General features: G+C 38.2%; 24 protein-coding genes, 1 pseudogene and 1 riboswitch. Of the genes and pseudogenes, 17 read left to right on the forward strand and 8 right to left on the reverse strand.

Annotation, left to right across the window (positions count from 1 at the left end; genetic code table 11):
* Positions 1 to 7: 7 nt before the first annotated feature.
* From QLQ22_RS04545 to QLQ22_RS04560, 4 genes are all read left to right on the forward strand, one after another.
* A complete protein-coding gene (locus tag QLQ22_RS04545) occupies positions 8 to 625 on the forward strand; it encodes a DedA family protein (protein ID WP_284016090.1) in 618 nt (205 codons plus the stop codon).
* Positions 626 to 921: 296 nt separating this feature from the next.
* Positions 922 to 1,494 (forward strand): copper resistance CopC family protein, encoded by a 573-nt coding sequence (locus tag QLQ22_RS04550; RefSeq protein WP_223440055.1) that lies wholly within the window; start codon positions 922 to 924, stop codon positions 1,492 to 1,494.
* A 5-nt stretch (positions 1,495 to 1,499) separates the two neighbouring features.
* The gene (locus QLQ22_RS04555; protein WP_284016091.1) at positions 1,500 to 2,573 is read left to right on the forward strand and encodes a copper resistance D family protein; all 1,074 of its coding nucleotides are present in this window, start codon (positions 1,500 to 1,502) and stop codon (positions 2,571 to 2,573) included.
* A gap of 54 nt (positions 2,574 to 2,627) precedes the next feature.
* Positions 2,628 to 3,086 (forward strand): OsmC family protein, encoded by a 459-nt coding sequence (locus QLQ22_RS04560; protein WP_223440057.1) that lies wholly within the window; start codon positions 2,628 to 2,630, stop codon positions 3,084 to 3,086.
* Between the two features lie 80 nt (positions 3,087 to 3,166).
* Here the strand turns inward: QLQ22_RS04560 and QLQ22_RS04565 are convergent, their stop codons facing one another.
* Together QLQ22_RS04565 and QLQ22_RS04570 are read right to left on the reverse strand one after the other, a co-directional pair.
* Positions 3,167 to 3,736, reverse strand: a complete 570-nt coding sequence (locus tag QLQ22_RS04565) for a thioredoxin family protein (protein ID WP_223440058.1) — start codon at positions 3,734 to 3,736, stop codon at positions 3,167 to 3,169.
* Between the two features lie 87 nt (positions 3,737 to 3,823).
* On the reverse strand, positions 3,824 to 3,970 hold the full coding sequence (locus QLQ22_RS04570; protein ID WP_223440059.1) for a hypothetical protein: 147 nt from the start codon (positions 3,968 to 3,970) through the stop codon (positions 3,824 to 3,826).
* A gap of 170 nt (positions 3,971 to 4,140) precedes the next feature.
* On the opposite strand from QLQ22_RS04570, the gene QLQ22_RS04575 reads away from it, so the two are divergent.
* From QLQ22_RS04575 to QLQ22_RS04590, 4 genes are all read left to right on the forward strand, one after another.
* Positions 4,141 to 5,229 (forward strand): mechanosensitive ion channel family protein, encoded by a 1,089-nt coding sequence (locus QLQ22_RS04575; protein ID WP_223440060.1) that lies wholly within the window; start codon positions 4,141 to 4,143, stop codon positions 5,227 to 5,229.
* A gap of 82 nt (positions 5,230 to 5,311) precedes the next feature.
* On the forward strand, positions 5,312 to 6,115 hold the full coding sequence (gene proC / locus QLQ22_RS04580) for a pyrroline-5-carboxylate reductase (RefSeq protein WP_284016092.1): 804 nt from the start codon (positions 5,312 to 5,314) through the stop codon (positions 6,113 to 6,115).
* Positions 6,116 to 6,458: 343 nt separating this feature from the next.
* Positions 6,459 to 7,346: a YitT family protein gene (locus QLQ22_RS04585; RefSeq protein ID WP_223440063.1), complete on the forward strand. Its 888-nt coding sequence runs from the start codon at positions 6,459 to 6,461 to the stop codon at positions 7,344 to 7,346.
* A 262-nt stretch (positions 7,347 to 7,608) separates the two neighbouring features.
* Entirely contained in the window at positions 7,609 to 7,716 is a 108-nt protein-coding gene (locus tag QLQ22_RS04590) for a YhdX family protein (protein WP_223440064.1), read from the forward strand.
* A gap of 388 nt (positions 7,717 to 8,104) precedes the next feature.
* On the opposite strand, the gene QLQ22_RS04595 is transcribed toward QLQ22_RS04590, so the two are convergent.
* From QLQ22_RS04595 to QLQ22_RS04605, 3 genes are all read right to left on the reverse strand, one after another.
* The gene (locus QLQ22_RS04595) at positions 8,105 to 8,386 is read right to left on the reverse strand and encodes an anti-sigma factor (protein ID WP_284016093.1); all 282 of its coding nucleotides are present in this window, start codon (positions 8,384 to 8,386) and stop codon (positions 8,105 to 8,107) included.
* A gap of 334 nt (positions 8,387 to 8,720) precedes the next feature.
* On the reverse strand, positions 8,721 to 9,764 hold the full coding sequence (locus QLQ22_RS04600) for a ribonucleotide-diphosphate reductase subunit beta (RefSeq protein WP_284016094.1): 1,044 nt from the start codon (positions 9,762 to 9,764) through the stop codon (positions 8,721 to 8,723).
* Between the two features lie 15 nt (positions 9,765 to 9,779).
* Positions 9,780 to 12,056 (reverse strand): ribonucleoside-diphosphate reductase subunit alpha, encoded by a 2,277-nt coding sequence (locus tag QLQ22_RS04605; RefSeq protein ID WP_284016095.1) that lies wholly within the window; start codon positions 12,054 to 12,056, stop codon positions 9,780 to 9,782.
* Between the two features lie 198 nt (positions 12,057 to 12,254).
* A riboswitch (cobalamin riboswitch) is annotated at positions 12,255 to 12,437 on the reverse strand.
* Between the two features lie 247 nt (positions 12,438 to 12,684).
* On the opposite strand from QLQ22_RS04605, the gene dat reads away from it, so the two are divergent.
* Positions 12,685 to 13,518 (forward strand): D-amino-acid transaminase, encoded by an 834-nt coding sequence (gene dat / locus QLQ22_RS04610; RefSeq protein ID WP_284016096.1) that lies wholly within the window; start codon positions 12,685 to 12,687, stop codon positions 13,516 to 13,518.
* Positions 13,519 to 13,572: 54 nt separating this feature from the next.
* Here dat and nhaC read toward each other — a convergent pair whose 3' ends face one another.
* Positions 13,573 to 14,976: a Na+/H+ antiporter NhaC gene (gene nhaC / locus QLQ22_RS04615; protein ID WP_284016097.1), complete on the reverse strand. Its 1,404-nt coding sequence runs from the start codon at positions 14,974 to 14,976 to the stop codon at positions 13,573 to 13,575.
* 560 nt (positions 14,977 to 15,536) lie between these two features.
* Between nhaC and QLQ22_RS04620 the strand changes: the two genes are divergently transcribed.
* The 5 genes and pseudogenes from QLQ22_RS04620 to QLQ22_RS04640 all read left to right on the forward strand — a co-directional run bounded on the left by QLQ22_RS04620 (position 15,537) and on the right by QLQ22_RS04640 (position 18,541).
* Positions 15,537 to 16,028 (forward strand): GNAT family N-acetyltransferase, encoded by a 492-nt coding sequence (locus QLQ22_RS04620; RefSeq protein WP_223440072.1) that lies wholly within the window; start codon positions 15,537 to 15,539, stop codon positions 16,026 to 16,028.
* Between the two features lie 16 nt (positions 16,029 to 16,044).
* The gene (locus tag QLQ22_RS04625; protein ID WP_284016098.1) at positions 16,045 to 16,653 is read left to right on the forward strand and encodes a transglutaminase-like domain-containing protein; all 609 of its coding nucleotides are present in this window, start codon (positions 16,045 to 16,047) and stop codon (positions 16,651 to 16,653) included.
* Between the two features lie 360 nt (positions 16,654 to 17,013).
* Positions 17,014 to 17,317, forward strand: a pseudogene (locus QLQ22_RS04630) (YsnF/AvaK domain-containing protein).
* 78 nt (positions 17,318 to 17,395) lie between these two features.
* Positions 17,396 to 17,926 (forward strand): YsnF/AvaK domain-containing protein, encoded by a 531-nt coding sequence (locus QLQ22_RS04635; RefSeq protein WP_284016099.1) that lies wholly within the window; start codon positions 17,396 to 17,398, stop codon positions 17,924 to 17,926.
* A 321-nt stretch (positions 17,927 to 18,247) separates the two neighbouring features.
* Positions 18,248 to 18,541: a hypothetical protein gene (locus tag QLQ22_RS04640; protein ID WP_252208118.1), complete on the forward strand. Its 294-nt coding sequence runs from the start codon at positions 18,248 to 18,250 to the stop codon at positions 18,539 to 18,541.
* 254 nt (positions 18,542 to 18,795) lie between these two features.
* Here QLQ22_RS04640 and QLQ22_RS04645 read toward each other — a convergent pair whose 3' ends face one another.
* Positions 18,796 to 18,975 (reverse strand): hypothetical protein, encoded by a 180-nt coding sequence (locus tag QLQ22_RS04645; protein ID WP_284016100.1) that lies wholly within the window; start codon positions 18,973 to 18,975, stop codon positions 18,796 to 18,798.
* A gap of 504 nt (positions 18,976 to 19,479) precedes the next feature.
* Here QLQ22_RS04645 and QLQ22_RS04650 point away from each other — a divergent pair.
* Entirely contained in the window at positions 19,480 to 19,662 is a 183-nt protein-coding gene (locus tag QLQ22_RS04650; protein ID WP_223440077.1) for a hypothetical protein, read from the forward strand.
* Between the two features lie 315 nt (positions 19,663 to 19,977).
* Here the strand turns inward: QLQ22_RS04650 and QLQ22_RS04655 are convergent, their stop codons facing one another.
* Positions 19,978 to 21,102, reverse strand: coding sequence for an MGDG synthase family glycosyltransferase (locus QLQ22_RS04655; protein ID WP_223440079.1), 1,125 nt, complete (start codon positions 21,100 to 21,102; stop codon positions 19,978 to 19,980).
* 147 nt (positions 21,103 to 21,249) lie between these two features.
* Between QLQ22_RS04655 and QLQ22_RS04660 the strand changes: the two genes are divergently transcribed.
* Complete coding sequence (locus QLQ22_RS04660) at positions 21,250 to 21,825, forward strand: YkoP family protein (protein ID WP_223440080.1); 576 nt, start codon at positions 21,250 to 21,252, stop codon at positions 21,823 to 21,825.
* A gap of 89 nt (positions 21,826 to 21,914) precedes the next feature.
* On the forward strand, positions 21,915 to 22,757 hold the full coding sequence (locus tag QLQ22_RS04665; RefSeq protein ID WP_284016744.1) for a metallophosphoesterase: 843 nt from the start codon (positions 21,915 to 21,917) through the stop codon (positions 22,755 to 22,757).
* Positions 22,758 to 22,976 lie beyond the last annotated feature (219 nt).

Raw genomic sequence — 22,976 nt, forward strand, 5'->3', positions numbered from 1 at the left:
TGAGAAAATGGAGATTTCGGAGATACTTGTTTTTATAGAGGAGTATGGCTATCTTGCCTTGTTTGTGATGCTTTCTGCCGGAACCTTTTTTATTCCTCTTCCGAATGAAGTGATTGTTATGATGGGCGGATTTGCTTCATCCCATGGGATTCTGCACCCAGTACCTGCTTTTTTTTCATCCTATTTAGGGATCATGACGGCACTCACCTTCTGGTTTTTAGTTGGGAAAAGCTTTGGGGAACTGGCTCTGTCTTTTTTAGTCAGAAGAGAAAGAGCGCAGAGCAGATTTATCAAATTTCAGCAATTATTTGCAAGACATGGCGATTATACACTGGGCATGACCTATTTTTTCCCGCTGCTGCGGCATCTGGGTCCAGTCCTGGCAGGGATGAATAAATTAAAGTTCTGGAAATTTGCTCTGCTGGCATATGGTTCATCCTTTTTGTGGGCCATTCTCTTTTTTTGTATGGGCAATAAATTCGGCGCTTCCATTGATGCAGTAAATGGGTATCTTTCTAAATTTGGACCGTTTTTTATCGGGGTTGGATGTATTCTATTTCTGTCGATTATTATTATTAGATATTACCGAAGAAAGAAATTGAGATCACCCAGAAAAGGTAATTGAATAAATATAGAAACATTTTTGTTCGAAGAAGCCATTCAGGCATATTGAAAGACACAGATAAGCAGCTTTTATATATCGATATTAAACAATTGCAGATAACTGCTGAAAAACTCGGGTCATTTTATTCTCGGGTTTTTTTTATTAGATTGAACATCCAAACAAAAGAGTATACCGTTAGCTTATTAAACAAACCTTTAAAAGACAGTGTTTAGAAAACTGTCGAATTTCTGCGAATGGGAAGATGACGGATCATGTTAAGATGAAAGTTGAATCTAGGCATAGAAAGGAATAACGATATGAAAAAGATACTCTCTCTATTAGGAATGCTCGTTTTAGTTATTTTACCGAATACAGTTTTTGCGCATACACATATGACTTCTTCAACTCCTGAAGAAGGATCAACAATAACGGAACCAATCAAAGAAATTGAGTTAACCTTTGATACAGCGATTGAGTCACTGAGTACGATTACATTAACTAAAGATGGTGCTGAGGTTCCACTGGAAGTGAAGGCTGAAGGAGAAACACTTAAAGGAATTTCATCGAGTGAACTCGAAAATGGATCATACACAGCAGACTGGAAAATTATCGGAGAAGATGGACATGAGATGGAAGGCACTCTCGCCTTTACGGTTCAGCAAGAAGTCAAGGAAGAAGAGCCTCAATCATCAAAGGAAGACGAATCAGCTGTAAATGAGGCTGAGGATAATCAGAAAGCTGATAATGAAAAGGCAGCACAAACAGATGAACAAACAGAAAGTTCGGAATCAGAGCAGGCTGAGAACAGCCCAGTCATGACGATTATCCTTGTTGCTATTGGTGTGATTGCCGTTATCGGTATTGTTTTCTTAATGAAAAAGAAAGGCTGATAAACATGGCTTATCTCATACCGATTGGAGAAGGGATCACGTATGTTCTCTTCTCTTTCTTAATTGGGCATGTTGTCCTGCAGTTTGTCAAAAAAGACAAGAAACCTGAAATTCGAATTCCAAAACCATTTTTGCTTCTAACAGTTTTGCTGGTCGTTGTTTTTTCTTTTCTGCCGGTATTAAAAATTATCCTGAGTTTTTATCATATGGCTGGTCTCAGTCAAACGATAAAATCGGTATTGGCTGATTTTCAGGCGGGTCAATCGTGGTTAATGACTGCAGCCGCAGCAGCATGTCTATGGATTGCCATATACTTGGACGGTTCTAAATATTTTCAGGGAGTACTTTTACTTTTCATGATCGCTGCATTGGGATATGCAAGCCATGCTGCAACATTATCCTTCTGGCCGGGGATCGCATCTCACAGCATTCATTTTCTTTCCGTCACATTGTGGACGGGCGTATTGCTTCATACAGCTTGGTTTTCAAAAAAAACAGCGAATTGGCAGGCTTTCCTCAGCTGGTTTACGCCGTTTGCGCTCGTATGTATGACAGTTTTGACTGCAAGCGGGTTAATCGTCATGACATTTGTCGTTGATCTGAATGATTATGTCCATGCATGGAGCCTATCTTATGGACAAGTGATTCTATTAAAACATATCAGTATAGTCCCGCTGCTGGTCTTTGCTTTTCTGAATGGCTTTGTAGGCAAAAGGGCCGGTCATATCCAGACTCTTGTCTGGGTAAGAGCCGAGAGCCTTGTCGTCATGATCGTTTTCTTTTTAACAGGAGTATTAGGGACACAGGCTCCTCCGCATGATGTCAACACAACCTTTCGTTCAGACGGTGCTTCGCCTTTATTTGAATTCATTAAAGACTTAAAGATCCAGGCGCCGATTGAAATCGGATTTGCTTTCTCACTGAATGGAATGCTGCTTTTTATTTTTGCAGCTCTTTTTCTTGGCATGATCGTGATCAGTTTTATTAAAAAAAGAAATGCATATGCAGCTTGTGCATTTGCGGTATTATTTATTGTTTCTGCTTATCTTGCTTTTATGGCGAATGTTGCTGTGAGTTAATCAGCGGGCCGATAATAAGACAATATTCTATAATAAAGGAAAGGAGGGATTCTCATGCCGGAACATTCTTTTCATTTAAAAGCACATTGGCCAGGCCTTAGAAATGACGTCGGGGAAATCGAAAGCGGAAATTTAAAAACACAGGTGTCGATTCCGCCGGAGATGGAAGGTCCTGGTGTTGGAACAAACCCTGACGAGATGCTTCTTGGAGCTGCTGCAACCTGCTATATCATCACACTTGCAGCTATGATGGAGCGCAGCCGATTGGAAAAAGAAGACCTTGCGATGACATCAGAGGGAATCGTCGATGTTACAAAAGGTGTGATTACGTATAAAAAAATTATTCATCGGCCTGTCATTGTGTTAAAAAGCACAGCAACTGTCAAAGATGAAGAGCTTGCAAGAAAGCTTGCAGAGAAGGCAGAGAGCTCTTGTATGATCAGCCGTGCGATTAAAGGCAACGTTGAAATGGGTCTTGAAGTGAGCATCATTAAAAAAGCAGTCACCTCCTAGAGGCAACTGCTTTTTTTTAGATTGAACACAAGATTCCAGTGTTGAAGTCAGAGCCGAATTCCTATAAGCAGTTTTTCTGATTAAACGTGTAATCTCTTCTTCTTAAGTGTGGTTATAATGCTATATGAAACTTCTTTCCACAGCGATTCGTCTTCTTTATACGATGCTGTTAAAGTCTGGATCATTTCTGATTGCTTTGCTTTGAAATCCGGGTGCTCTTTATCCGGCAGCGATTTTCTTAAACGTTCAACGAGCTGCTGAATTTTTGGAGCCCGGGGTCCCCAGACAGCTTTTTCGTTTCCAGCTTGATCGAAGAAGATAAAGATAGGAATCGCACGTGATGTACCGTTTGTTAAATATTGATCCATGAGCTCAAGGTTTGAGTCGCGCAGCAAAAAGCGGACGTCCATACCTGCTTCTTCTGCAATTTTTAATAGAATGGGATTGTTCAGCATGGCATCTCCGCACCAGTCCTCAGAAAGAACAATGACACGAAGGGATTGATTGCGGATGCTCTCAAGAATGGATACATCGTCTTCATCCAATGAAAACTTCTGATAGATTGTGTTCATTTCTTCTTTATTTACATTCATTTTTTCGATATATTCCTGTGCAGTTAATCCTTTAGCAAACCATGTATTTAGTGACATATTTAAGACCTCTCCCAGGATTGATTTAATGATAACGGTATCAGAATCTCCTGTAAAAATCCAGAAAGTTGAACTGATTATTTAAATTTACGATTTGTCTTTATAATGGAGCTCAGATTCATGTACAAGAATGACGCGTAAATAGCCTCTTGTTTTTAAAATTTCACAATATCCGCTTTCATATTTATGAAAAAGAGTATAGATTTCATTTTTGTAAATCACGAGGTCCTGCATTTTTCTGCCGCCCTTCAATTTGTTTTGTTACAGGAAAGACGCAGGAAATATCCTCAAAGTTACCAGTTTTTATAAAAAAATAGGGACCAAAAGACGATGAGGTTTTCGAATAGTTTAGTATAATAGTATTTTGTTAATACATAAGGTATACAGAGTAAGGGGAGAAGTTCATGATTGAAAAATATATGACGACTGAAAGTTTAATTGAAATTGCTGTAAGCATCGGTATTTTCGTGCTGTTTATGGTCCTTCGAAAACTTTTTACGAAATACGTATTCAAAATGATTTTGAAGTTCAGCAACAAAACACCGACTGATATTTTCAGGAATGTCCTGGTTGCCTATGAAAAACCGCTCCGCATGTTTTTTATTCTGATCGGTTTATATATGGCCATTCTGTATTCGCCTTTTTTAGATAACCAAAGGGACGTTCTTAGTCAATTCTATCGATCTTCCATTGTGCTTGTGCTTGCATGGGGTCTTTACAATCTGACGGCATCTTCATCTCTCTTATTTGATAAAGTGAATCGCCGTTTTGAACTTGAGATGGATGATATTCTTGGTCCCTTTTTATCCAAGGTTATGCGCTTTCTTATTCTTGCGCTGACATTCAGCATCATTGCTCAGGAATTTAAGTATGATGTAAATGGTTTTGTGGCAGGGCTCGGACTTGGCGGTCTTGCATTTGCCCTTGCAGCGAAAGAGACGATCGGCAATTTTTTTGGCGGAATCATTATCATTACAGAAAAGCCTTTTACGCTCGGCGACTGGATTAAGACGCCAAGTGTCGAAGGAGTTGTAGAGGATATCTCATTTAGAAGCACGAGAATCCGGACATTTCCGCAGGCGCTTGTAACTGTGCCAAACTCAACACTTGCCAATGAGCCCATTACGAACTGGACGAAAATGGGCAAAAGACAAATTCAATTCACTATTGGCGTGACATACGATACAACAGAATCTCAGTTGAAAACATGTGTGAAGAGAATTGAACATATGCTGTCTGAGCACGATGGGATTCATGATGACACAATCAATGTCATCTTTAATGCTTTTGGCGACAGCAGCCTTGATATTTTCTTAAACTTCTTCACGAAAACAACAGCCTATGCAGATCATTTAAGTGTGAAGCAGGATATTAATTATAAGATCATGGCGATCCTTGAAGAAGAGGGTGTAGGTTTTGCATTCCCAAGCCGCACAATATATGTGGAAGGCGCTAAGCAGGATGCATTTGAAAAAACAAAGCAGTATAGCTAGGGACCGGTGTTAAGACACCGGTTTTTTTGTGCTCTCAAGTTTGATAAAATAACGAAAGATGATAAAGAGAGGAAGAAGTTTTTTGAAAAAAAGCACGATTTTATTTATTGGGGCAGGCCGAATGGCGGAATCCATCTTATCTGGACTTGTACAATCTCCAAACGTAAAGGACATTTATGTATCGAATCATAGGAATAAAGAGAAACTGTTTTACCTTCAGAAAAAGTATCAGGTAATCCCTTCTTTAAATTGGAGGGAAGATATTGAAAAAGCGGATATGGTGGTTCTTGCAATGCCGCCAGAAGTTCATTTGAGTTTATTGCAGGATATGTTGCCGTTTATTCATAATCATTTTGTTGTTACAATAGCAGCCGGGATCGGGCCTTCTTTCTTGGAAAAGCATTTGCCTGAGAATACTCCTGCTGCATGGGTGATGCCTAATACTGCATCAGAAATCGGTCAGTCGATGTCCCTTGTCGCATACGGGAAAGCTGTGCTTGAAAATCATAAAAGCATGCTGAAGCAAGTACTTGATGCAATAGGCGAGGCTGAGGAGTGCTCAGAAGAGCAGGTTCATCAATTAACAGCAATCACAGGAAGTGCCCCCGCTTTTCTTTATGCATTTTCAGAGAGTTTAATTGACCAGGCTGAGTCCTACGGAGTCTCTCATGAAACGGCTGTCAGACTTGTCGCGCAGATGCTGGCCGGCTCATCTTCCATGCTGAAAGCCAAGCTTGCTCCACAAGAACTTAGAGAGCAAGTGACAACACCCGGAGGAGCCACCGCTGAGGGAATAAAAGTGCTTCAAGAAGGCGGATTTGACGACTTAATTAAAAATGCAGTCATTGCTACAAATAAAAAAGCCATGAGCAAAGGGAAGGAATAAGCTAAAAAGACAGGGAAGGGTCAGGCGCGTTTCGAATTTTTAATAGTTGTTTCGCGCTTTCCCGTCCCATTGCAAGCTGGGCATGTTTTTCTGAAAAATGGAAGCTTTGATCTGATCTGTCCTTTTCCGCTGCATTTTACACAAATATTAATCATTTTCATTCGCATCACCGTCTGAATTTTCTTACTATTTATTTTACCACAGAATATCAGCTTAGAGTTAGTATCAAACACCCTGAATATGGGTGTTTTTTTTTTTCAAAACAGTCATTTCAGCGATAGTCTGCACCTATATTTTAATATATAAACTAATTGGAAAAGAGTGACTAAAAGGAGGAGGATAAATGGAGCCCCATCAAATGTCCGTCATCAAACAGCACAAAAAGCTGCCAAAGGCTGAAATTGGCAAACGTATGGTGCTGATTTGTTTCGGTGCAGTCTTGATGGCAATAGGTCTGGAAATCTTCCTCGTTCCTAATCGTGTGATAGATGGCGGGATTGTGGGAATTTCCATTATCCTTTCTCATCTGACCAAAGTTAAGCTTGGTATTTACTTGTTTTTTCTGAATGTGCCCTTTTTCTTCATTGGGTATAACCAGATTGGAAAGACGTTTGCGCTTTCTACTTTGTTGGGTGTAGGAGTTATGTCTTTTACGACGGCTTTGCTTCATCCTGTTCCTGTTTTGACTGAGGATCTCTTGCTTGCATCTGTTTTTGGAGGAATTATACTTGGCATCGGAGTCGGTCTGGTCATCAGGTATGGAGGATCCCTTGACGGTACAGAAGTTCTGGCGATTTTATTTAATAAGCAATCTCCTTTTTCCGTTGGGGAAATTATCATGTTTTTTAACCTGTTTATTTTAGGAAGTGCCGGTTTTGTATTTGGCTGGGACCGGGCGATGTATTCTCTTATTGCTTATTTCATTGCTTATAAAACGATTGACGTGGTCATACAGGGACTTGATGAATCGAAATCTGCATGGATTATAAGCGAAAATCCGGATGAGGTGGGTCAGGCAATCTTAGCCCGCCTCGGCCGCGGAGTTACGTACTTGAACGGGGAAGGAGCGTATACCGGCGATAATAAAAAGGTCATTTTTTGTGTGATTACAAGACTGGAAGAAGCAAAGTTAAAATCCATTGTTGAGGAATTAGATCCTTCTGCTTTTTTAGCTGTTGCCAATATTACAGAAGTAAGAGGAGGCCGCTTTAAAAAGAAGAGTATCCATTAAAAGACATATTTTTTTAAAATACAGCAGGATAACAAAAAAAATTACACGTGCAGCTAAGTAAAAAGACCCGAATTCTTTGTAAATTGTTAAATCGTGTCGCGCCGGTCTCTTTCCATTACGAGAGTCGAAAATCTCCATTAAAAGAACGATGTATTTTGCCCTTAACCTAGTCGGGATTCAATAAATAGTCAAATAAATAGGGATAAATCATCATTTACTAAATTTTCAGATTAATTATGATATCAATAAAGGAGGAGATAAAATGGGTAAAGGAAGAATTCGTGTGGAAGAAAGTATTAAAGTGCAGACGGATGAAGAAATGTACGAAGCAACTTTAATTGAAAAAGCGGAAGAGGAAGAAGTAAAGTAAGAATCAGCCGTTTTAAGACACCGTGTGAATCCTTGATGATTTTGTCTCTAGTGAAAAAAGGTATGGTTTGCCCTGATTGTTGGATCAGAGATTTATGAACGAAACGAAGAAGAAAGGTAAAATGTTTATTACCCAGATCCTAAAGCTGAGCAATAAAAGCAGAACAGGAGATTCATAATTGCAATCGGGATATGAACAACTTTCATGGACAATAAATGGGGAGACTATCTTAGCGGATAGTCTCTTTTTTGATTTCTGTTAGAAGATTCAGAAAATAGAGTTTTAGCATATAAAAAAGAGGGTACGGTACACCGTACTCTCTCTAAGTGGTTATAGCTGTGAAGCAAGAACCACAGCACCTTCAGGAGCTTTGTTTCCTGCTTTTGGTTCATATCGTTATGGCTATAGTATCCCAATTGAGCTCGCCTTCCAGGTTCATTTCGTACATGACGGCACCATGTCCGGATGAATCTGGAACGAATGAACCGGCTGCGACTGGATTTTCATTCTCAATCAGCCAGATTTGATAGACTTCGCCGTCTTTCAGCTGCTTCAGCTGTTCAGCCTGAAGGATGACCATTTCTTTTGAATCGTTTTTCATCAGTGAGGCCATTGCCGTTACGCTATTCATTTGCTCATCTACCGGGGCAAGTGCAACTTTTTTTTTCAAATCTTCGCTGCTGAATGCTGCTCTATTGGAGGATTATCTGACATTTGTTTTAAGAAATAGCCGTTTCCGAGATGTGATGCGAAAAGCAAGGCAGCTGCTGAAGGAAGAAGTAACCTGTTGGGCCGTTTTCAAGTGTCATTTCCCAATCTCCTCTAATTTGATCATTCTTTCATAAATTAAAGGATATCATCAATAGTCGCAATTTGAACTTCTGGAGATGTCCTTCATCGTATATATAGGATAACGGATATAAAATCATTTTGTATCACTTTTTATCTAAAAGCGGCAAACAAATAAACCGCCTTTAAAAACGGTTTATTTGTTTTGTTATATATTATAGGTCATCAAATCCGTTGTCGATGGAGTTGACTTTCGTATACTGACGTGATTTTTGCTCAAAGAAATCAGACTTTCCGAGATCTACTTCTTCATAAGCTTTGATCCACTTCAGCGGATTTGTCCGGTTTTCCTCAAATGGGCGGTCAAAGCCAAGCTGATTGCACCTGACATTTGCATAAAATTTTATATAATCCTCAACGTCCTTCATATGAATTCCGTCTATTTTATTGCCTATGATAAAGCGTCCCCACTCAATTTCAAGAGCTGCAGCTTCCATAAAGGTTTCTTTGACAAAAGCTGCGAGTTCCTCTGTATGATATTCCGGGTACTCGCGCAGAACTTCTTTGAATATTTTTACAAACAAATCTACGTGTATTTGTTCATCACGGTTAATGTAGTTAATCATCGTGCTTGTCGCGACCATTTTTTGATTGCGGGCAAGGTTGTAGAAATAAGCAAAACCTGAGTAAAAAAACAGACCTTCAAGAATGACATCATACACAATGGATTTAAGAAGATTGCTGACGTTCGGCTCTTCAGCAAAGTCCTGATATCCATTCGTGACAAACTCGTTCCGTTTTCTTAAAATGGGTTCGCTTCTCCAATATTCAAATACTTCATCCTGCACATGCTTCGGAACAATGCTTGACAGAACATAAGAGTATGAATGATTATGGATGACTTCCTGCTGTGCGAGCATGATCATCAATGCGTTAATGCTTGAATCTGTTATATATTCCGAGACCTTTCCTGCATAATCGGTCTGGATGCTGTCAAGCAGTGCGAGCAGACCGATGATTTTCAGAAAAGCATCCTGCTCTTCTTTTGATAATTGAGGGAACTGCTTAATATCGCCGGACATATTAATTTCAAAGGGTGTCCAGAAGTTTGCCAGCATTTTTTTATATTTTGCGTAAGCCCAGGGATAGGAAACATCGTCCCAGTTCAATACATTGGAGCTGCTGCCGTTAATAATGGCTGTGGACCGGTTTGGTGCCCCTGCATCCATAATTGACCTTGCTTTCAATGAATGTGTCATGATTTTTCTCTCCTTTTAGCTCGCGCAAGACTCACAGTCTTCTATGGCACTTGAAGTAGACCGGACATAATAGGTGGTCTTTAAACCTGCCTTCCAGGCTGATAGGTGCAAGTTCAGCAATTCTTTTGCTTTTATCGTGTTCTGTACATAAAAATTAAACGAAACCGATTGATCAATATGCTTTTGTCTTGCGGCATTCTGCCTGATGCTCCACATTTGATCAATGAAATAGGCTGACTTATAGTACCATGTGGTTTCGGCATTTAAATCTGGAGCAGTAACAGGTATTTTATAATCCTTTTTCTCTTCAGAGTACATTTTTTGGAAAATTGGATCGATGCTCGCTGTACTGCCAGCAAGAATGGAGGTAGAAGCATTTGGCGCCACAGCCATCAAGTAGCCGTTGCGAAGCCCTTTTTCCATAACCTGCTGTTTTAATTCATCCCATGGCATATTTTCCGAAGTGTAATCTCTGCTTTCGAAATACTCTCCGGTATGCCATTTTGATCCCTCAAAAACTGGATAGGCTCCTTTTTCAGCAGCAAGCTTCATACTTGCCTGGATCGTGTAAAAGGCAATCTCTTCATATAACTTGTCAGCATACTGTACGGCTTCTTCGTCTTCCCATTTCAGACGTTTTAAAGCAAGCAGGTGATGCCAGCCGAATGTTCCAAGGCCGACTGCACGGTATTTCTGATTGGTGAGTTTAGCCTGCATCACAGGTATGTCATTCAGATCTATCACGTTATCGAGCATTCTGACCTGGATGGTAATAAGACGCTCAAGCACTTCATCAGCGGCAGCTCTTGCAAGATTAATAGATGACAGATTGCAGACAACAAAATCACCCGGCGTTTTAACGGTGATGATTTTTCCGTCTTCTGTGAATTGCTCATCCATTGTCGTTGCGCTCTGATTTTGAGTTATCTCTGTACACAGATTGCTGCAATAGACCATGCCCTTATGTGAATTCGGATTGCTGCGATTCACTTCATCACGATAAAACATGAATGGGGTGCCTGATTCAAGCTGGCCTTTCATGATGCCTTTCATAATTTCAATAGCAGGTACGGTTTGTTTAGATAGATCAGGATGATTGACGCATTCCCAATACTTATCGCGGAAGGAGCCGAAACCTTTTCCTTCATCGTAAAAATCTTCTAAGGAATACCCCATCACTTTACGGACTTCATGCGGATCAAATAAATGCCAGTCGCCGCGGTTTTCCGCCTGCTCCATGAAAAGATCCGGCAAGCAGACACCTGTAAATAAGTCATGAGTTCTTAAACGCTCATCGCCATTATTCAGCTTTGAATCCAGGAATGAAAAGATATCTTTATGCCACACATCCAAATAGACAGCGATGGCTCCTTTCCTTTGACCGAGCTGGTCTACACTTACTGCCGTATTATTCAGCTGCTTCATCCATGGGATGACACCGGATGAGACCCCTTTAAAGCCTTTGATGTCACTTCCGCGGCTGCGGATTTTTCCTAAATAAACTCCGATGCCTCCGCCTGATTTTGAAAGATTTGCAATATCTGTATTGCTGTCAAAGATTCCTTGCAGACTATCATCTACTGTATCTATAAAACAGCTCGACAGCTGGCCAACAGGCTTGCCGGCATTTGAAAGCGTCGGTGTAGCAACGGTCATGTACAAATTGCTGAGGGCCCAGTAAGCTTCTTTGACAAGCTGCAGACGGTGCTCTGTCTTTTCATTGGCCATTAGCGTCATGGCAATGACCAAATAACGTTCCTGAGGCAGTTCAAATATTTTTTTATCAAAATCTCTTGCTAAGTAGCGGTCAGACAGAGTGCGAAGTCCAATATATGTAAACAGCTTATCTTTTTCCGGCTGAATGATGGAAGAGAGGCTTTCTATTTCTTCATGTGAATAGGCGTTAAGCAAATGCGGACTGTATATGCCCTTATCAGTGAGTGTTTGGATTAAGTTCACAAACGAATCATATCCATTATGCTGATTGCGGTTGAATGCAGCTTCCTTATAAAGCTTTCTTAGATAAATGCGAGCACAAAAGTAAGTCCATTGAGGCTCAAGCTCACTAATATTGGAGAGGCCTTCGAGAATAAGGAGATTGGAGATTTGGGATGTTGTATATTCACTGCGGCCATCGATGCTTTGGATGACTCTTGTGCTGTAATCATCCAGGTCAAGCTCTTTAAAGTCGTGTCCGATTTCATCTATGAAATTCTTAATCCGTTTTTCTGAAAATGGGGATTTCTCAAGTGTAAGTTCATTAAAAATAATAGTTGCCATTGTGGTTGCCATTTGACATCCTCCTAAAAAATAATAAAAAAGCGCAAGCGCCATTATCAGCTTCTAGTTCTGAACGGGGAGCCTGAATTTTTATGCCTAAAAAAAATCCGCTCATGGGATCATGAGCGGATCAAACGATAGAATAACAGGGTGAAAGCAGTCCTGTTATTAACCATCGTTCCATCTCCTCAGTCCCCGAAGAATTCGAAACTATCTAGCAATCAAATGGCAGGTCTCCTGACTTGTGATCATTCTTCGCTGAGTCCTTCCCATACTTCAATCTCGTACAGTGGTAATCCCAGTTCGTCACACTTACAGTTGCGGGGACAGTTCCGGATTTGCACCGGATTCCCTTTTAAGCCAATAAATTGGCACCTTTGCTCGCTGTTGTTTTTCAATATGTAGTATTGTAGTTTTGATTAAATATCAATATGTTGTGTTCTTGGCTAATTTCATCATAATGGACAGGAAAAGAAATTTCAACTTAAATCTTCTGAAATTCAAATAAAAATGTAAAACCATTTTACAGACCAGCGTGTTTCATCATAACATAGGGAGAGGAAGTTTTTCATTCAATCACATTTATTCGATCCGATTTATTTTTGAAAACAGCTTTCAATCTAAATAAAGGAGCCTTCATATGTACATACTTTTAAACGGTAAATTTAAACAGAAAAACGAAGTATCCATTGACTTTGAGGATAGAGGATATCAATTCGGGGATGGTGTGTACGAGGTTATTAGAGTATATAATGGCTCATATTTTGCGATGAAAGAGCATATGGAGCGATTTGTCAGAAGTGCAAAAGAGATTAAGATTGTACTGCAGAATACAGCAGAGGAATTAACGGCGATGCTTAATGAGCTGCTTCGGAAAAATCAAGTGCAGGACGGCGCGGTCTATATGCAAATCACACGGGGCGTAACAGGGAGGAAGCACCTTTTCCCCGGGCAAGACGTTAAGCCTCAAATTGTGGCCTATCCAATTCCCTGTTCAAAACCTGCAGCAGAACAGGAAAAAGGAATTAAACTGCATTTGATGGAGGATGTCCGCTGGCTCAGATGTGACATTAAAAGTTTGAATTTGCTGGGGAATGTCCTTGCAAAGCAGGAAGCTTTTGAAAATGGTGCATATGAGGCTCTGCTGCACAGGGGCGAGCATATAACGGAAGGCTCTTCATCCAATTTTTACGGAGTAAGGAACGGTGTGATTTATACTCATCCTGCCAATAACTTGATTTTAAATGGCATCACACGGATGAAGGTCGTTGAACTGTGTGAAAAAAACGGTTTAACGCTAATCGAAGAAATGATCAAAGCAGATGATCTTGTAAACCTTGATGAAGCTTTTATTACTTCAACAACCAGTGAAGTCATTCCAGTTATTGAGATTGACTCAATGAAAGTCAATGGGGGAGTACCGGGTCCGGTTACGAGAGAACTTCAGCGATTGTTTGAGGAAATGATAGATTAAGATTTTCAGGATCATAATAAAAAAGGAAAGAGCTATAGCTCTTTCCTTTTTTTATTATGATGCAATTGATTCTAAGTTTGGATTCCCGTTATTTTTACGTTCAGGAAGAAACCCGTACAAAATGCTGAACAAAGGAGAAAGACATAAAAATAATGCAAATGGGATGTATACGATGGCGTCAACACCAAGAGTCTGTGCGAAAAAGGCTCCGCTGACCCCCCATGGAACTAATGGATTGAAGAGTGTACCGCCATCATCAAGGGATCTTGATAGATATTTTTTATTGATATTCAGTTTTTCATAAACTCCCTTGTAGGATTGACCGGGAATAAAAATGGATAAGTATTGCTCACCTGTAACTAAATTGACTCCTATTGAAGAAGAAACCGTTGCAAGGATAAGCTGGCCCTTTGTTTTTACCCGACGTATCAAACCGTTCAAAAGTGTTTGAATCAACTGCAGCTTGTCCATTAATCCACCTAAAGCAAAGGCGATCATGATAAGTGAGATGGACCACATCATGGACTGCAGACCGCCGCGATTCAGCATATTTTGAACCATTTCTTGTTCAATGCTGAAAGTTGTGCCGTTTTGAAGAACATTTAAGAATTGGGCAAAAGTGGCATGATCCTGAAATAAGATTCCAGTTGCACATGCCGTGGCAACTCCAACTGCAAGAGCAGGAATGACGGGAACTCTTGTCATAGCGAGAACAATCACTATAAGGGGAGAGATTAACGTCCAAGCACTAATCTGCACATGCTGCTGCATCACAGAAATGATTTCCTCAATATTAGCCAAGGTTGCAGCATTTATGGTTAAAGTTGTCCCTAAATACCAAAAAATAATGGCTGTGATTAAAAAGGCAGGGCCTGTTGTTTTAGAAATATGACGAATGTGCGTAAAAATATTGACTGATGAAACACCTGCTGAAAAGTTTGTCGTATCAGACATTGGCGACATCTTATCTCCGAAGCATGCTCCGCAAATAACTGCTCCCGCAGCCCATGGGGCAGGAATCCCAGCGGCAACAGCAACTCCCATTAGAGCAACTCCAACTGTACTGACTGTTGTAAAGCTGCTTCCAACCAATAATGAAATAATCGTACAGCAAATAAGCGAGAGAATGAGCAGCGATCCTGGTTCAATCAGATTTAATGCATAAACCATAACAGTTGGAATCGTTCCGCTGAACATCCAGGCACCAATCAAAATTCCAATTAAAGCCAAAATGATAATAGGCTGTACACCTGACTGAACTCCCTTAACAAGACCTTCTTCAATTTCTTTCCAGGAAAACTTATAGATGAGAGCAATTCCGCTTAAAAGGACGAGACAAAGCATAAGCGGCAAGTGCGGCTCTGTTTTTAAATAAAATAAACTAATCAGTATAATGGCAATCATGGATATGAAAATCATAACTGATGATGCAAATGAAACAGTTTTTGGATGATTCATTAATTCTAATTCCTTCCTTTTATACTTAAACGCTTTTATGCTTTTGCGCATAAAAGTATTATATCAATCTATTAACTTATGTCAACTGGAGAAATTAGTAAGCAATTAGTCCTCTGTTCAATGAGAAATATTATATAGCTGCCTAATATGGACTTTTCCTTTCATGAATACAATTTTCACTTGCGGAAACCGGTATAATACTTGCCAATGAACGCTTTTTTTTTCCATAAGTCACTAAAGAGACACAATAGAGTAAGACAGCTGAAGCAGCTTTGCTGGATTGAAGACTGAAGGAGTGCTGATGCGGGTTATAGGAGAAATTGAATGACTTTACCCTTACAAAGAATGAGAAGCCCAATAAAAAGAAAGAGCAAGCTTAACTAGTAACGGGTTCTGGTCAGAGGTGCAAAACAGCAAATCGCAATGTAAGTAGCACTCCATTCACAATCGGGCTATATTCTTGAATAAGAGAGGAATTTTTAGATAGTAAAGTTATATCTCTCCGTTGATTAAATATACAATCAATTGTATATTTATAACATAAAAGGGAGGGATTTAACTTGGAGGTAAAATTTGCTGAGGTATCGCATGCACCGATAATACACGACTTAATGATCAAGGCATTTATGGAATATAAAGACGAAGTACCACCCTCAAGTGCTTTGGAGGAAACTATACAATCTGTAGTAATTGCTTTAAAAGACGGTGAGCAGGGTTTAATTAGCTATGTTGATAATCAGCCTGTTGGAATGGTTCGTTTTCAATTAAAAGAAGACGGTTTATATTTTTATAGACTATCAGTAATTCCAGAAAAACAGGGTCTTGGTATTGCGAAAAAAATATTAGGGTCTTTAGAAGATGCCGCAATAAAAAAAGGAGTAACTACGATATTTTGCAAAGTTCGTATGACTGTGCCTAAAAATATAAAGTTATATCGTTCAACTGGGTATGGAATCTATGATGAGGAAGTTGTACATAAGCCAAACGGCATAAATATTAAAGTTGTTTCTATGAAGAAGAGACTCGATTTGGGCAAGCATCACAATAATTGATTGAGGAGTGGAGCTAGTGTATCTAATATGTGAAAGTGATAATTCAGAAGAATATTTGCTTGAATTAAACGAGATTAATTATTCTAACCCTTTGATAAAGTCGAAAGTAGATGAACTATTTAATCCATCTCAATCTGAAATTGAAAAGGCAGAGGTTGCTTTTGAATTTGTTCGAGATGAAATATCTCATTCGTGGGATATCCAAGGGAAACGAGTTACGTGTAAGGCATCAGATGTATTAACCTATAAAGAAGGGATATGCTATGCAAAATCCCATTTACTAGCATCTTTATTACGTTCACAAGGAATACCAACTGGTTTCTGTTATCAACGTTTGATGCTGTTTGATACACCAGAAAAAGGGTACTGTATTCATGCTTTGAATGCTGTCTTTTTCAAAGCACTTAATAAATGGCAAAGGCTAGACGCTCGTGGAAATAAAAAGGGAATTGAAGCCCAATTTTCAATTGATAAAGAAAAATTAGCTTTTACGCCCCAAGAGAAGTTTGATGAAAAGGATTATCCTATTATTTATAGGGAACCACATCCAAAAACAATAGCTGTGTTAAAAGAACAAACAGATGTATTAGAAATGTATAAATATCATTTACCAGAGAGCTTATAGTTATTCCATTTAAGGGCGCTATTCTTCGGTAAGACAAACTAAATGATCTTCAACAATCGGGGGCTTTCAGGGAATATCTATGCAGCGTTGATGTTCTAAGATGATCTTCAACAATCGGGCGCGTTAATCGAGGATGAAGGCTAACGACTCTGAGGTTTTTTAAAAGTTTAATCAAAATGTATCCCAAATAAAACATTGGATGTAAAATACCAAATGGCTAAGTAAAGCCTTTTTAGAAACAGGCACCAAAATTCAAGCGCATATTTTCACTCACACAGGTAACATTACTACTTGTACGATCCAAGCACATCCCTTAGGTGGTTTTCATACATCGACAAACACCGTGTGGAGACTGGTGATGTGACGCTTCATAAGGACATTGTTGAGGAAGAACAATCAGTGAATGTCCCTGTTTTACATGATCAAGTCGTTATTGAACAAAGAGCCGTTGATCACGAACCAACAGATGAACCAATTACAGAGGAAGAAACGGTTCACATTCCAGTAACTGCTGAAAAAATTAGAAAAGCATACAGTCGTCACTGGTGAAGTCTCTGCTCATAAACGTTCGGTTCAGGAAACAGAACAAGTACGCGACGTACTTCGGAAAGAAGTTGCAGATGTTGAATCGCATGGTAATACAGATATTATAAAAGAGGACTAATTGTGCCTACCTACTTAACTTCTAGTTAAGTAGGTTTCTTTCCATCCTCATATATATAAAAGAACTTCAGGAGGTCCTATGGGAAAGTATATTACTATTGGTGCGATAATCGGTAGCATAATCGGTTGGGTAACAGGTTTTACAATCGTTACAGGACTCGTTATAGGAGCAATCGCAGGCGGCATTAGTTATACAATGAATTCGAGAAGGAACATCGACAAACCGACTAAAAAAACAAATGAAATTAAAGAACAAACGCTTCAATTACGAGAAGAGCAGCTGGATATAAAAAAAAAACGAGTACAAACGGGGGAGGTTAAAGTTCATAAAGAAGTCGTCGAAGAACAGAAAACGTTCACTGTTCCTATTAAGCGTGAAGAATTGGTAATAGAGGCAGGAAATGGGGAGGAACTTCGAATTCCTCTGAAAGAAGAAGAAGTTGAAATAAACAAACACCCTGTGCAAGTAAATAAAGTATTGGTTACAAAACGACAAATTGAAGAAATAAAACAAATAAAGGAAAAGCTGAAAAAAGAAACAGCACAAGTTTACGTTACAGGTGATAATGTGGATGTCATAAAAAAGCCGCCTTCTGTAACAAAGGACTAAACCATTTCCCGCCTTATTCGTGTAGGGCAGGTGAAGGCGCTAATCAACTCCTGCTCCTTTTACGTAACCTTCGAGACCACCTTCGCCTCCAGCAATCAACAGCGCTGCATTGATAACACTATTGCAGTAAACTGCATCACAATTGAATGAACTTTCTCATGTTCCAGAGCCTCATCAGCCTACATAAGACCTCAAGAATTGATTATGAAATTAGTCCATATCAAAACATTGCCAGCATCATCAAATCCATGATAGCAAATATTAGATGAAGGAAGGGAAAAGTTTTTGCTTTCCAAATATAAAAAGAGGAAGTGCTTGAAAATGAATAACTGGATAACCGCGCTTTTGAATACAGGGAGAAGACAAAACTTTTTAAAGATGTTTGGCAGGAAAAGAAACAATAGAGGCATGATGTGGGTGTCTTTATTAGGTCTTGGAGTTAGTGCAACCGCATTTGGATTAGGCAGGAATCGAAACAGAAATATGCTGCGTCCTGTTCAAAATGTAATGAATAATATTCGAACCCGAACAGCTGGCCAAATGCCAAACGCTACTGCTATAACAGAGTTTTCAAAGGAATTAGTACCTTACAAAAATCCTATAAAAAACAAATGAATTTCAGTACACATAAAAATGCCTACTACAATGTAGGCATTTTTATGTGTAGAATTGGAACCGGTAAAAACCGAATCAAAATTTTCTATTGATAAAAGACAGATTACTGTTACAACTAATAATAATCATACATGTTTTCGACAAAAATATAGCTACTTTTGACGGGCGAAAAAACCGACTTTTTACAAAGTAATCCCTTATCGTTATTAATCTGCATTTTGCTTGTGATACTCTGAAAAAAGAGTTTGCTTTTTTTAACTAATCTGATTCCATACTCTTTCCATATCTAATGGGACATATATCTTATCCCCATTTATCTCCCTATGCACGATGGGATTTTTAAAGCTGTTCTCTAAATAATACATTTGATTTTTACGCCTTGCTTTACGATGTACTCCTAATATATTTTCTAAGCTTTCTCCTGACGTTTTCATTGTACCTTTCTCCTTTTATCTATGTTGTTTATTTATTTTCAGGGTATGGTGTCTATTTTATTAGTAATAACTGACCAAATAAATACTGCAGTAACTAGCGATAGTAATAATATATGAATCGTTTTTTATCTTTTCCCATATTTTTCACTCGAATAGACTTATGATATTTTGTAAAAAACAGAAATTTCTAAAGGGTGGTTTACACGATCAAAAAAAACAATACATTGAAAAATATGGGATTTTTATTTGTTTGAGATAATACTAAATTCAACTTGTGCATTGAGTAAGGAAATTTTAATTCCTTACGTGCTCTTTAAACATCCTTTATGAACAACTCTTGTATATTTTGTAATATATTTTCAACCTCGATAATCTTATATTTCCTTTAAAGCATTTTTTTATTATCAATTGTTTTGGTAACAAACACCTTAAATTATTTAGTTTTTTATAGCCAAGATATTAAGGTTCAGGAAATGAACAAAAATCTTAAAAAAGGTGATATAGATGAAGACAAACATGGATAAAATTTTACCGGTTTTCGCTTCAGTCGGAGTAGGTATTGCAGCTTATCAAATGATGAGTGGAAATGGTGGGAAAATGAAAAATATGATACCACTGGCCTCAAACATGATGGGAATGGGGACTGGGATGCAAGGACAGAATCAACAACAGTCCGGAAATCAATAAGGCTATGTATTAAATCAATCCTTTATGGATGAAAGGTAATTTTTATTTCAAAGCGTTCTTTGATTCATTCATTATACAGATTAGTGTTATGAATTTAAGAACGCTTTTTTTTACTCTAAAACAAAAGAACAAAATAGGAAGCCGTTTAGGCATCCAAGAATTATATTATCTTGAATCTACCCGACGGTTTGAAGCTGCTTTTTACAAATAATTAGAATCTACATTTGCTGTTTCTCAAAAGCGTTGATTTGCTTACTAGTTTGTACAGTTCATTATATTCAGTTCCAAGATGATTTTGAATTTTGGTCTATTCATTTAAAATGTCTCATCATATTTAGCTAAAATTTGTCCAACCATTACGGAAAAGTCCTGTTTTGATAATTGTTGGTGATAGGAGTTAAATTGTTTATCTAAAACGCTTCGATGCCGTTCGCAATATAAAATTGATAGTATCTGTTCTTCAAGATGTGATTTTGTTTTCCAATTTTCCAAATGGAAAACGAGGCCGAGTTTTTTTAAATATCGTAAATTAATTTCTTCCTGGCCGGGCAATGCGTGATACACAAAAATAGGAATTTTTTTGTATAAACTTTCGCTTATTGTTACTCCGCCAGGCTTCGTAATAATTGCGTCAGCTTCATTGTACAACTGATTCATTTCTTCTTTTGATGAAATGTATGACAATGGTTTGATCATCGGATTGCTCATTTGCTTAATCAAGCGATACAGCTTGTTGTTTTTTCCACATAAAACTTTATAGTGAATATTGCCAGCCGGCTCAAGTTTTTGAACGAATGTTTTGATTGAACCAACACCAAGGTTTCCACCTGATATCAATATTGAGTATGTTCTTCGTTTTTTCGGCTCACTTGTTCCTGTCTTTAACAACGGATGAATCGGAATACCAGTTACATGAATACGCTCTGATTCAATACCCCGACTTATTAAATATTCCTTTAACTCTCTGCTTGGAACGAAATGATAATCTATCGCTTCAATCCCCCATATTTGATTAATGAAGTAATCAGTATAGACATTGATAACAGGAATGGCATGTTTTTTTCTGCTTTTTAACTGGTTCAACATATAAGAAGGTAATGCATGTGTACATATAATTAGGTCCGGTTTTTTTTCTCTAATTAACTTTTCCATCCAAACTAAAAACAACAGTTCATATAAACGGAAACGTTTTTTCTCCTGCTCGTTTTCAAACACTGATTTCCGATAAATCCAACTGTACATACCAGGAAAGAGATGAATCCACTTTAGATAGAACGCTGACACAAACGTTTCCATTTTCCCATAGCTATAAGACAAAATATCAATCTTTTCACAACATAAAGATTCATCTATTTCATGCATGTATTCCATCATTCCATCTGCTGCATGATGATGACCAGATGATATCTGCAAAAAAGGCATAAATAATACCCGTTTCATGAACGCACCCACCTTTTTTTATTTAGCTTGTGTTATTGACTGTGAATCATTCCCCTGAAATTCCCATCAATATTTGTAAGAAAGCTTAGTCAAAATAAGTGTATAATCTTTTCCGCTTTATAAAAGACAATTGCAAGGAGAATAACAATGAGAGTAAGACTTTACGTTATTTCAGCTTGGAGTATAATTGATCCTTTGTATTTTTTCTTTACTCGCTTGCACTACCTTGAACAAACGAAAAAAAATGATACTATTTTCAGGGTAAGACTAACTCGCTATAAAGGTCGTTTAGTCGTCCTGTCTGATGGAACAATGATTAAGAAAAATGATGTTCTAGTCAAGATACATCTACATAACGCTCGCTTATTAAAAGAACTTCAAAGCATTGACACTGATTTTAAAAAAGCAATGCTACTTTATAAAAAAGTAAAAGAGTCGTTGCCTCATCTTGCCTTATATATTCAACGTCATAAAAATAAAGGCGAAATTAAAGGGATAATTGGTATTACGATGCTAACCAAAGGCTGCGAACGATTAGGATTTGAGTCTTATACAATTTCGAGTCCCACGTATAAATGGTTTAAAAAACTGGCACTCTACCCAATCTATCTCCTTTCAATGTCAAAACTGCCTCCTAAAGGCAAAAAAAGACCTTCTCCGAAGTACGTATTTATGTCAAAAGAAAGCTTGTATGAAAAAAGTGAACTCAATAAATCTGGATGAATCTCCATTAATTACAGGTAACAATATCCCCTCCTTTTTCCTATAATTGTTTAAAGGAGGGGATACTATTGTACATTTGGTTGACGATTATGTTGGTTGCATTTATTGTCAATTTATTATTTTTCATTGTTTACAAAGGCTATAAGAACACCCAAAACATTGTAATCAACAACGTTTCAATAAATACCAAACAAAATGAGCATCCTTATCGTGTTTTGCACATTTCCGATATGCATCTTGAAAATATCTCTATTACACCTGAACAGCTTTATGAAAGTCTAAGAAATCAACCGATTGACTTAATTGCATTAACAGGTGATTTTTTAGATCGAAAACGAAGTATTCCAAAATTAATTCCTTATTTAAAGGTGTTTAATAAATTAAAGCCAAGACACGGAACGTATGCCGTATTTGGTAATCATGATTATGTGTTGAGTCACCCAAACTTCCTTAAACTAAAGCAAGTGTTAGAGGAATATGGATGTAAAACAATGCAAAACGAAAATGATGTACTCATGATTAACGGCAAGCCATTGAATATTATTGGGATCGATGACTTTAGTACAAAACGAAGTGATATTCACAAATCATTTAAAGGACTTGCAAACGGATATAATCTTGTATTGACACATGATCCAAATATCGTTCTCAGAATGAAAGACGTTCCTTTTGATTACTTGATTTCAGGTCATTTCCATGGTGGGCAAATTCATTGGCCAAAGCCGTATCACCTAGTTAAGATGGGCAAATTAGTACGAATGAACATGGTGAAAGGTTTGCATCATCATGACGGAAAGCCATTTTATATCAGTGAAGGCTTGGGACAAACGGGACTAAACATTCGTATAGGAAGCCGACCAGAAATTACGTTTCACAATCTAAGGCTTAAGTCGAGCACAGATAAAATAGAAAAAACAGCGGAAGCAGTCTAAACCACCCAAAGAAAAAAATTCTTGGGTGGTTTTAATTTTGTCTCGCTTTTAAACTTAGAATATTTACGGTTGGCGCAAGTCATTTCCGTCGTATTAATCTTTGGAGAGGTGAGCATATTTTGGTGCCGTCAAACGAAGGGCAGTATAGTTGAAGAGTGGTTTCAAGAGTTTGATCAACAATCGGGCCAGATTGTGGAATAAGTAATAGTGAGGGCGCTT

The sequence above is a fragment of the Metabacillus hrfriensis genome (genome assembly GCF_030127205.1).
Lineage (GTDB): Bacteria > Bacillota > Bacilli > Bacillales > Bacillaceae > Bacillus_P > Bacillus_P dongyingensis.

Bases quoted from the DNA above. Each gene is read 5' to 3' on its own strand.
- QLQ22_RS04650 (WP_223440077.1), top strand. From the start codon at position 19,480: ATGAAGACAAACATGGATAAAATTTTACCGGTTTTCGCTTCAGTCGGA.
- QLQ22_RS04565 (WP_223440058.1), bottom strand. From the start codon at position 3,736: ATGTCACTAAATACATGGTTTGCTAAAGGATTAACTGCACAGGAATAT.
- QLQ22_RS04660 (WP_223440080.1), top strand. From the start codon at position 21,250: ATGAGAGTAAGACTTTACGTTATTTCAGCTTGGAGTATAATTGATCCT.
- QLQ22_RS04575 (WP_223440060.1), top strand. From the start codon at position 4,141: ATGATTGAAAAATATATGACGACTGAAAGTTTAATTGAAATTGCTGTA.
- QLQ22_RS04570 (WP_223440059.1), bottom strand. From the start codon at position 3,970: ATGCAGGACCTCGTGATTTACAAAAATGAAATCTATACTCTTTTTCAT.
- QLQ22_RS04655 (WP_223440079.1), bottom strand. From the start codon at position 21,102: ATGAAACGGGTATTATTTATGCCTTTTTTGCAGATATCATCTGGTCAT.
- QLQ22_RS04645 (WP_284016100.1), bottom strand. From the start codon at position 18,975: ATGAAAACGTCAGGAGAAAGCTTAGAAAATATATTAGGAGTACATCGT.
- nhaC (WP_284016097.1), bottom strand. From the start codon at position 14,976: ATGAATCATCCAAAAACTGTTTCATTTGCATCATCAGTTATGATTTTC.
- QLQ22_RS04640 (WP_252208118.1), top strand. From the start codon at position 18,248: ATGAATAACTGGATAACCGCGCTTTTGAATACAGGGAGAAGACAAAAC.
- QLQ22_RS04560 (WP_223440057.1), top strand. From the start codon at position 2,628: ATGCCGGAACATTCTTTTCATTTAAAAGCACATTGGCCAGGCCTTAGA.
- QLQ22_RS04590 (WP_223440064.1), top strand. From the start codon at position 7,609: ATGGGTAAAGGAAGAATTCGTGTGGAAGAAAGTATTAAAGTGCAGACG.
- QLQ22_RS04600 (WP_284016094.1), bottom strand. From the start codon at position 9,764: ATGACACATTCATTGAAAGCAAGGTCAATTATGGATGCAGGGGCACCA.
- QLQ22_RS04550 (WP_223440055.1), top strand. From the start codon at position 922: ATGAAAAAGATACTCTCTCTATTAGGAATGCTCGTTTTAGTTATTTTA.
- QLQ22_RS04555 (WP_284016091.1), top strand. From the start codon at position 1,500: ATGGCTTATCTCATACCGATTGGAGAAGGGATCACGTATGTTCTCTTC.
- QLQ22_RS04545 (WP_284016090.1), top strand. From the start codon at position 8: ATGGAGATTTCGGAGATACTTGTTTTTATAGAGGAGTATGGCTATCTT.
- dat (WP_284016096.1), top strand. From the start codon at position 12,685: ATGTACATACTTTTAAACGGTAAATTTAAACAGAAAAACGAAGTATCC.
- QLQ22_RS04635 (WP_284016099.1), top strand. From the start codon at position 17,396: ATGGGAAAGTATATTACTATTGGTGCGATAATCGGTAGCATAATCGGT.
- QLQ22_RS04585 (WP_223440063.1), top strand. From the start codon at position 6,459: ATGGAGCCCCATCAAATGTCCGTCATCAAACAGCACAAAAAGCTGCCA.
- QLQ22_RS04605 (WP_284016095.1), bottom strand. From the start codon at position 12,056: ATGGCAACCACAATGGCAACTATTATTTTTAATGAACTTACACTTGAG.
- QLQ22_RS04665 (WP_284016744.1), top strand. From the start codon at position 21,915: ATGTTGGTTGCATTTATTGTCAATTTATTATTTTTCATTGTTTACAAA.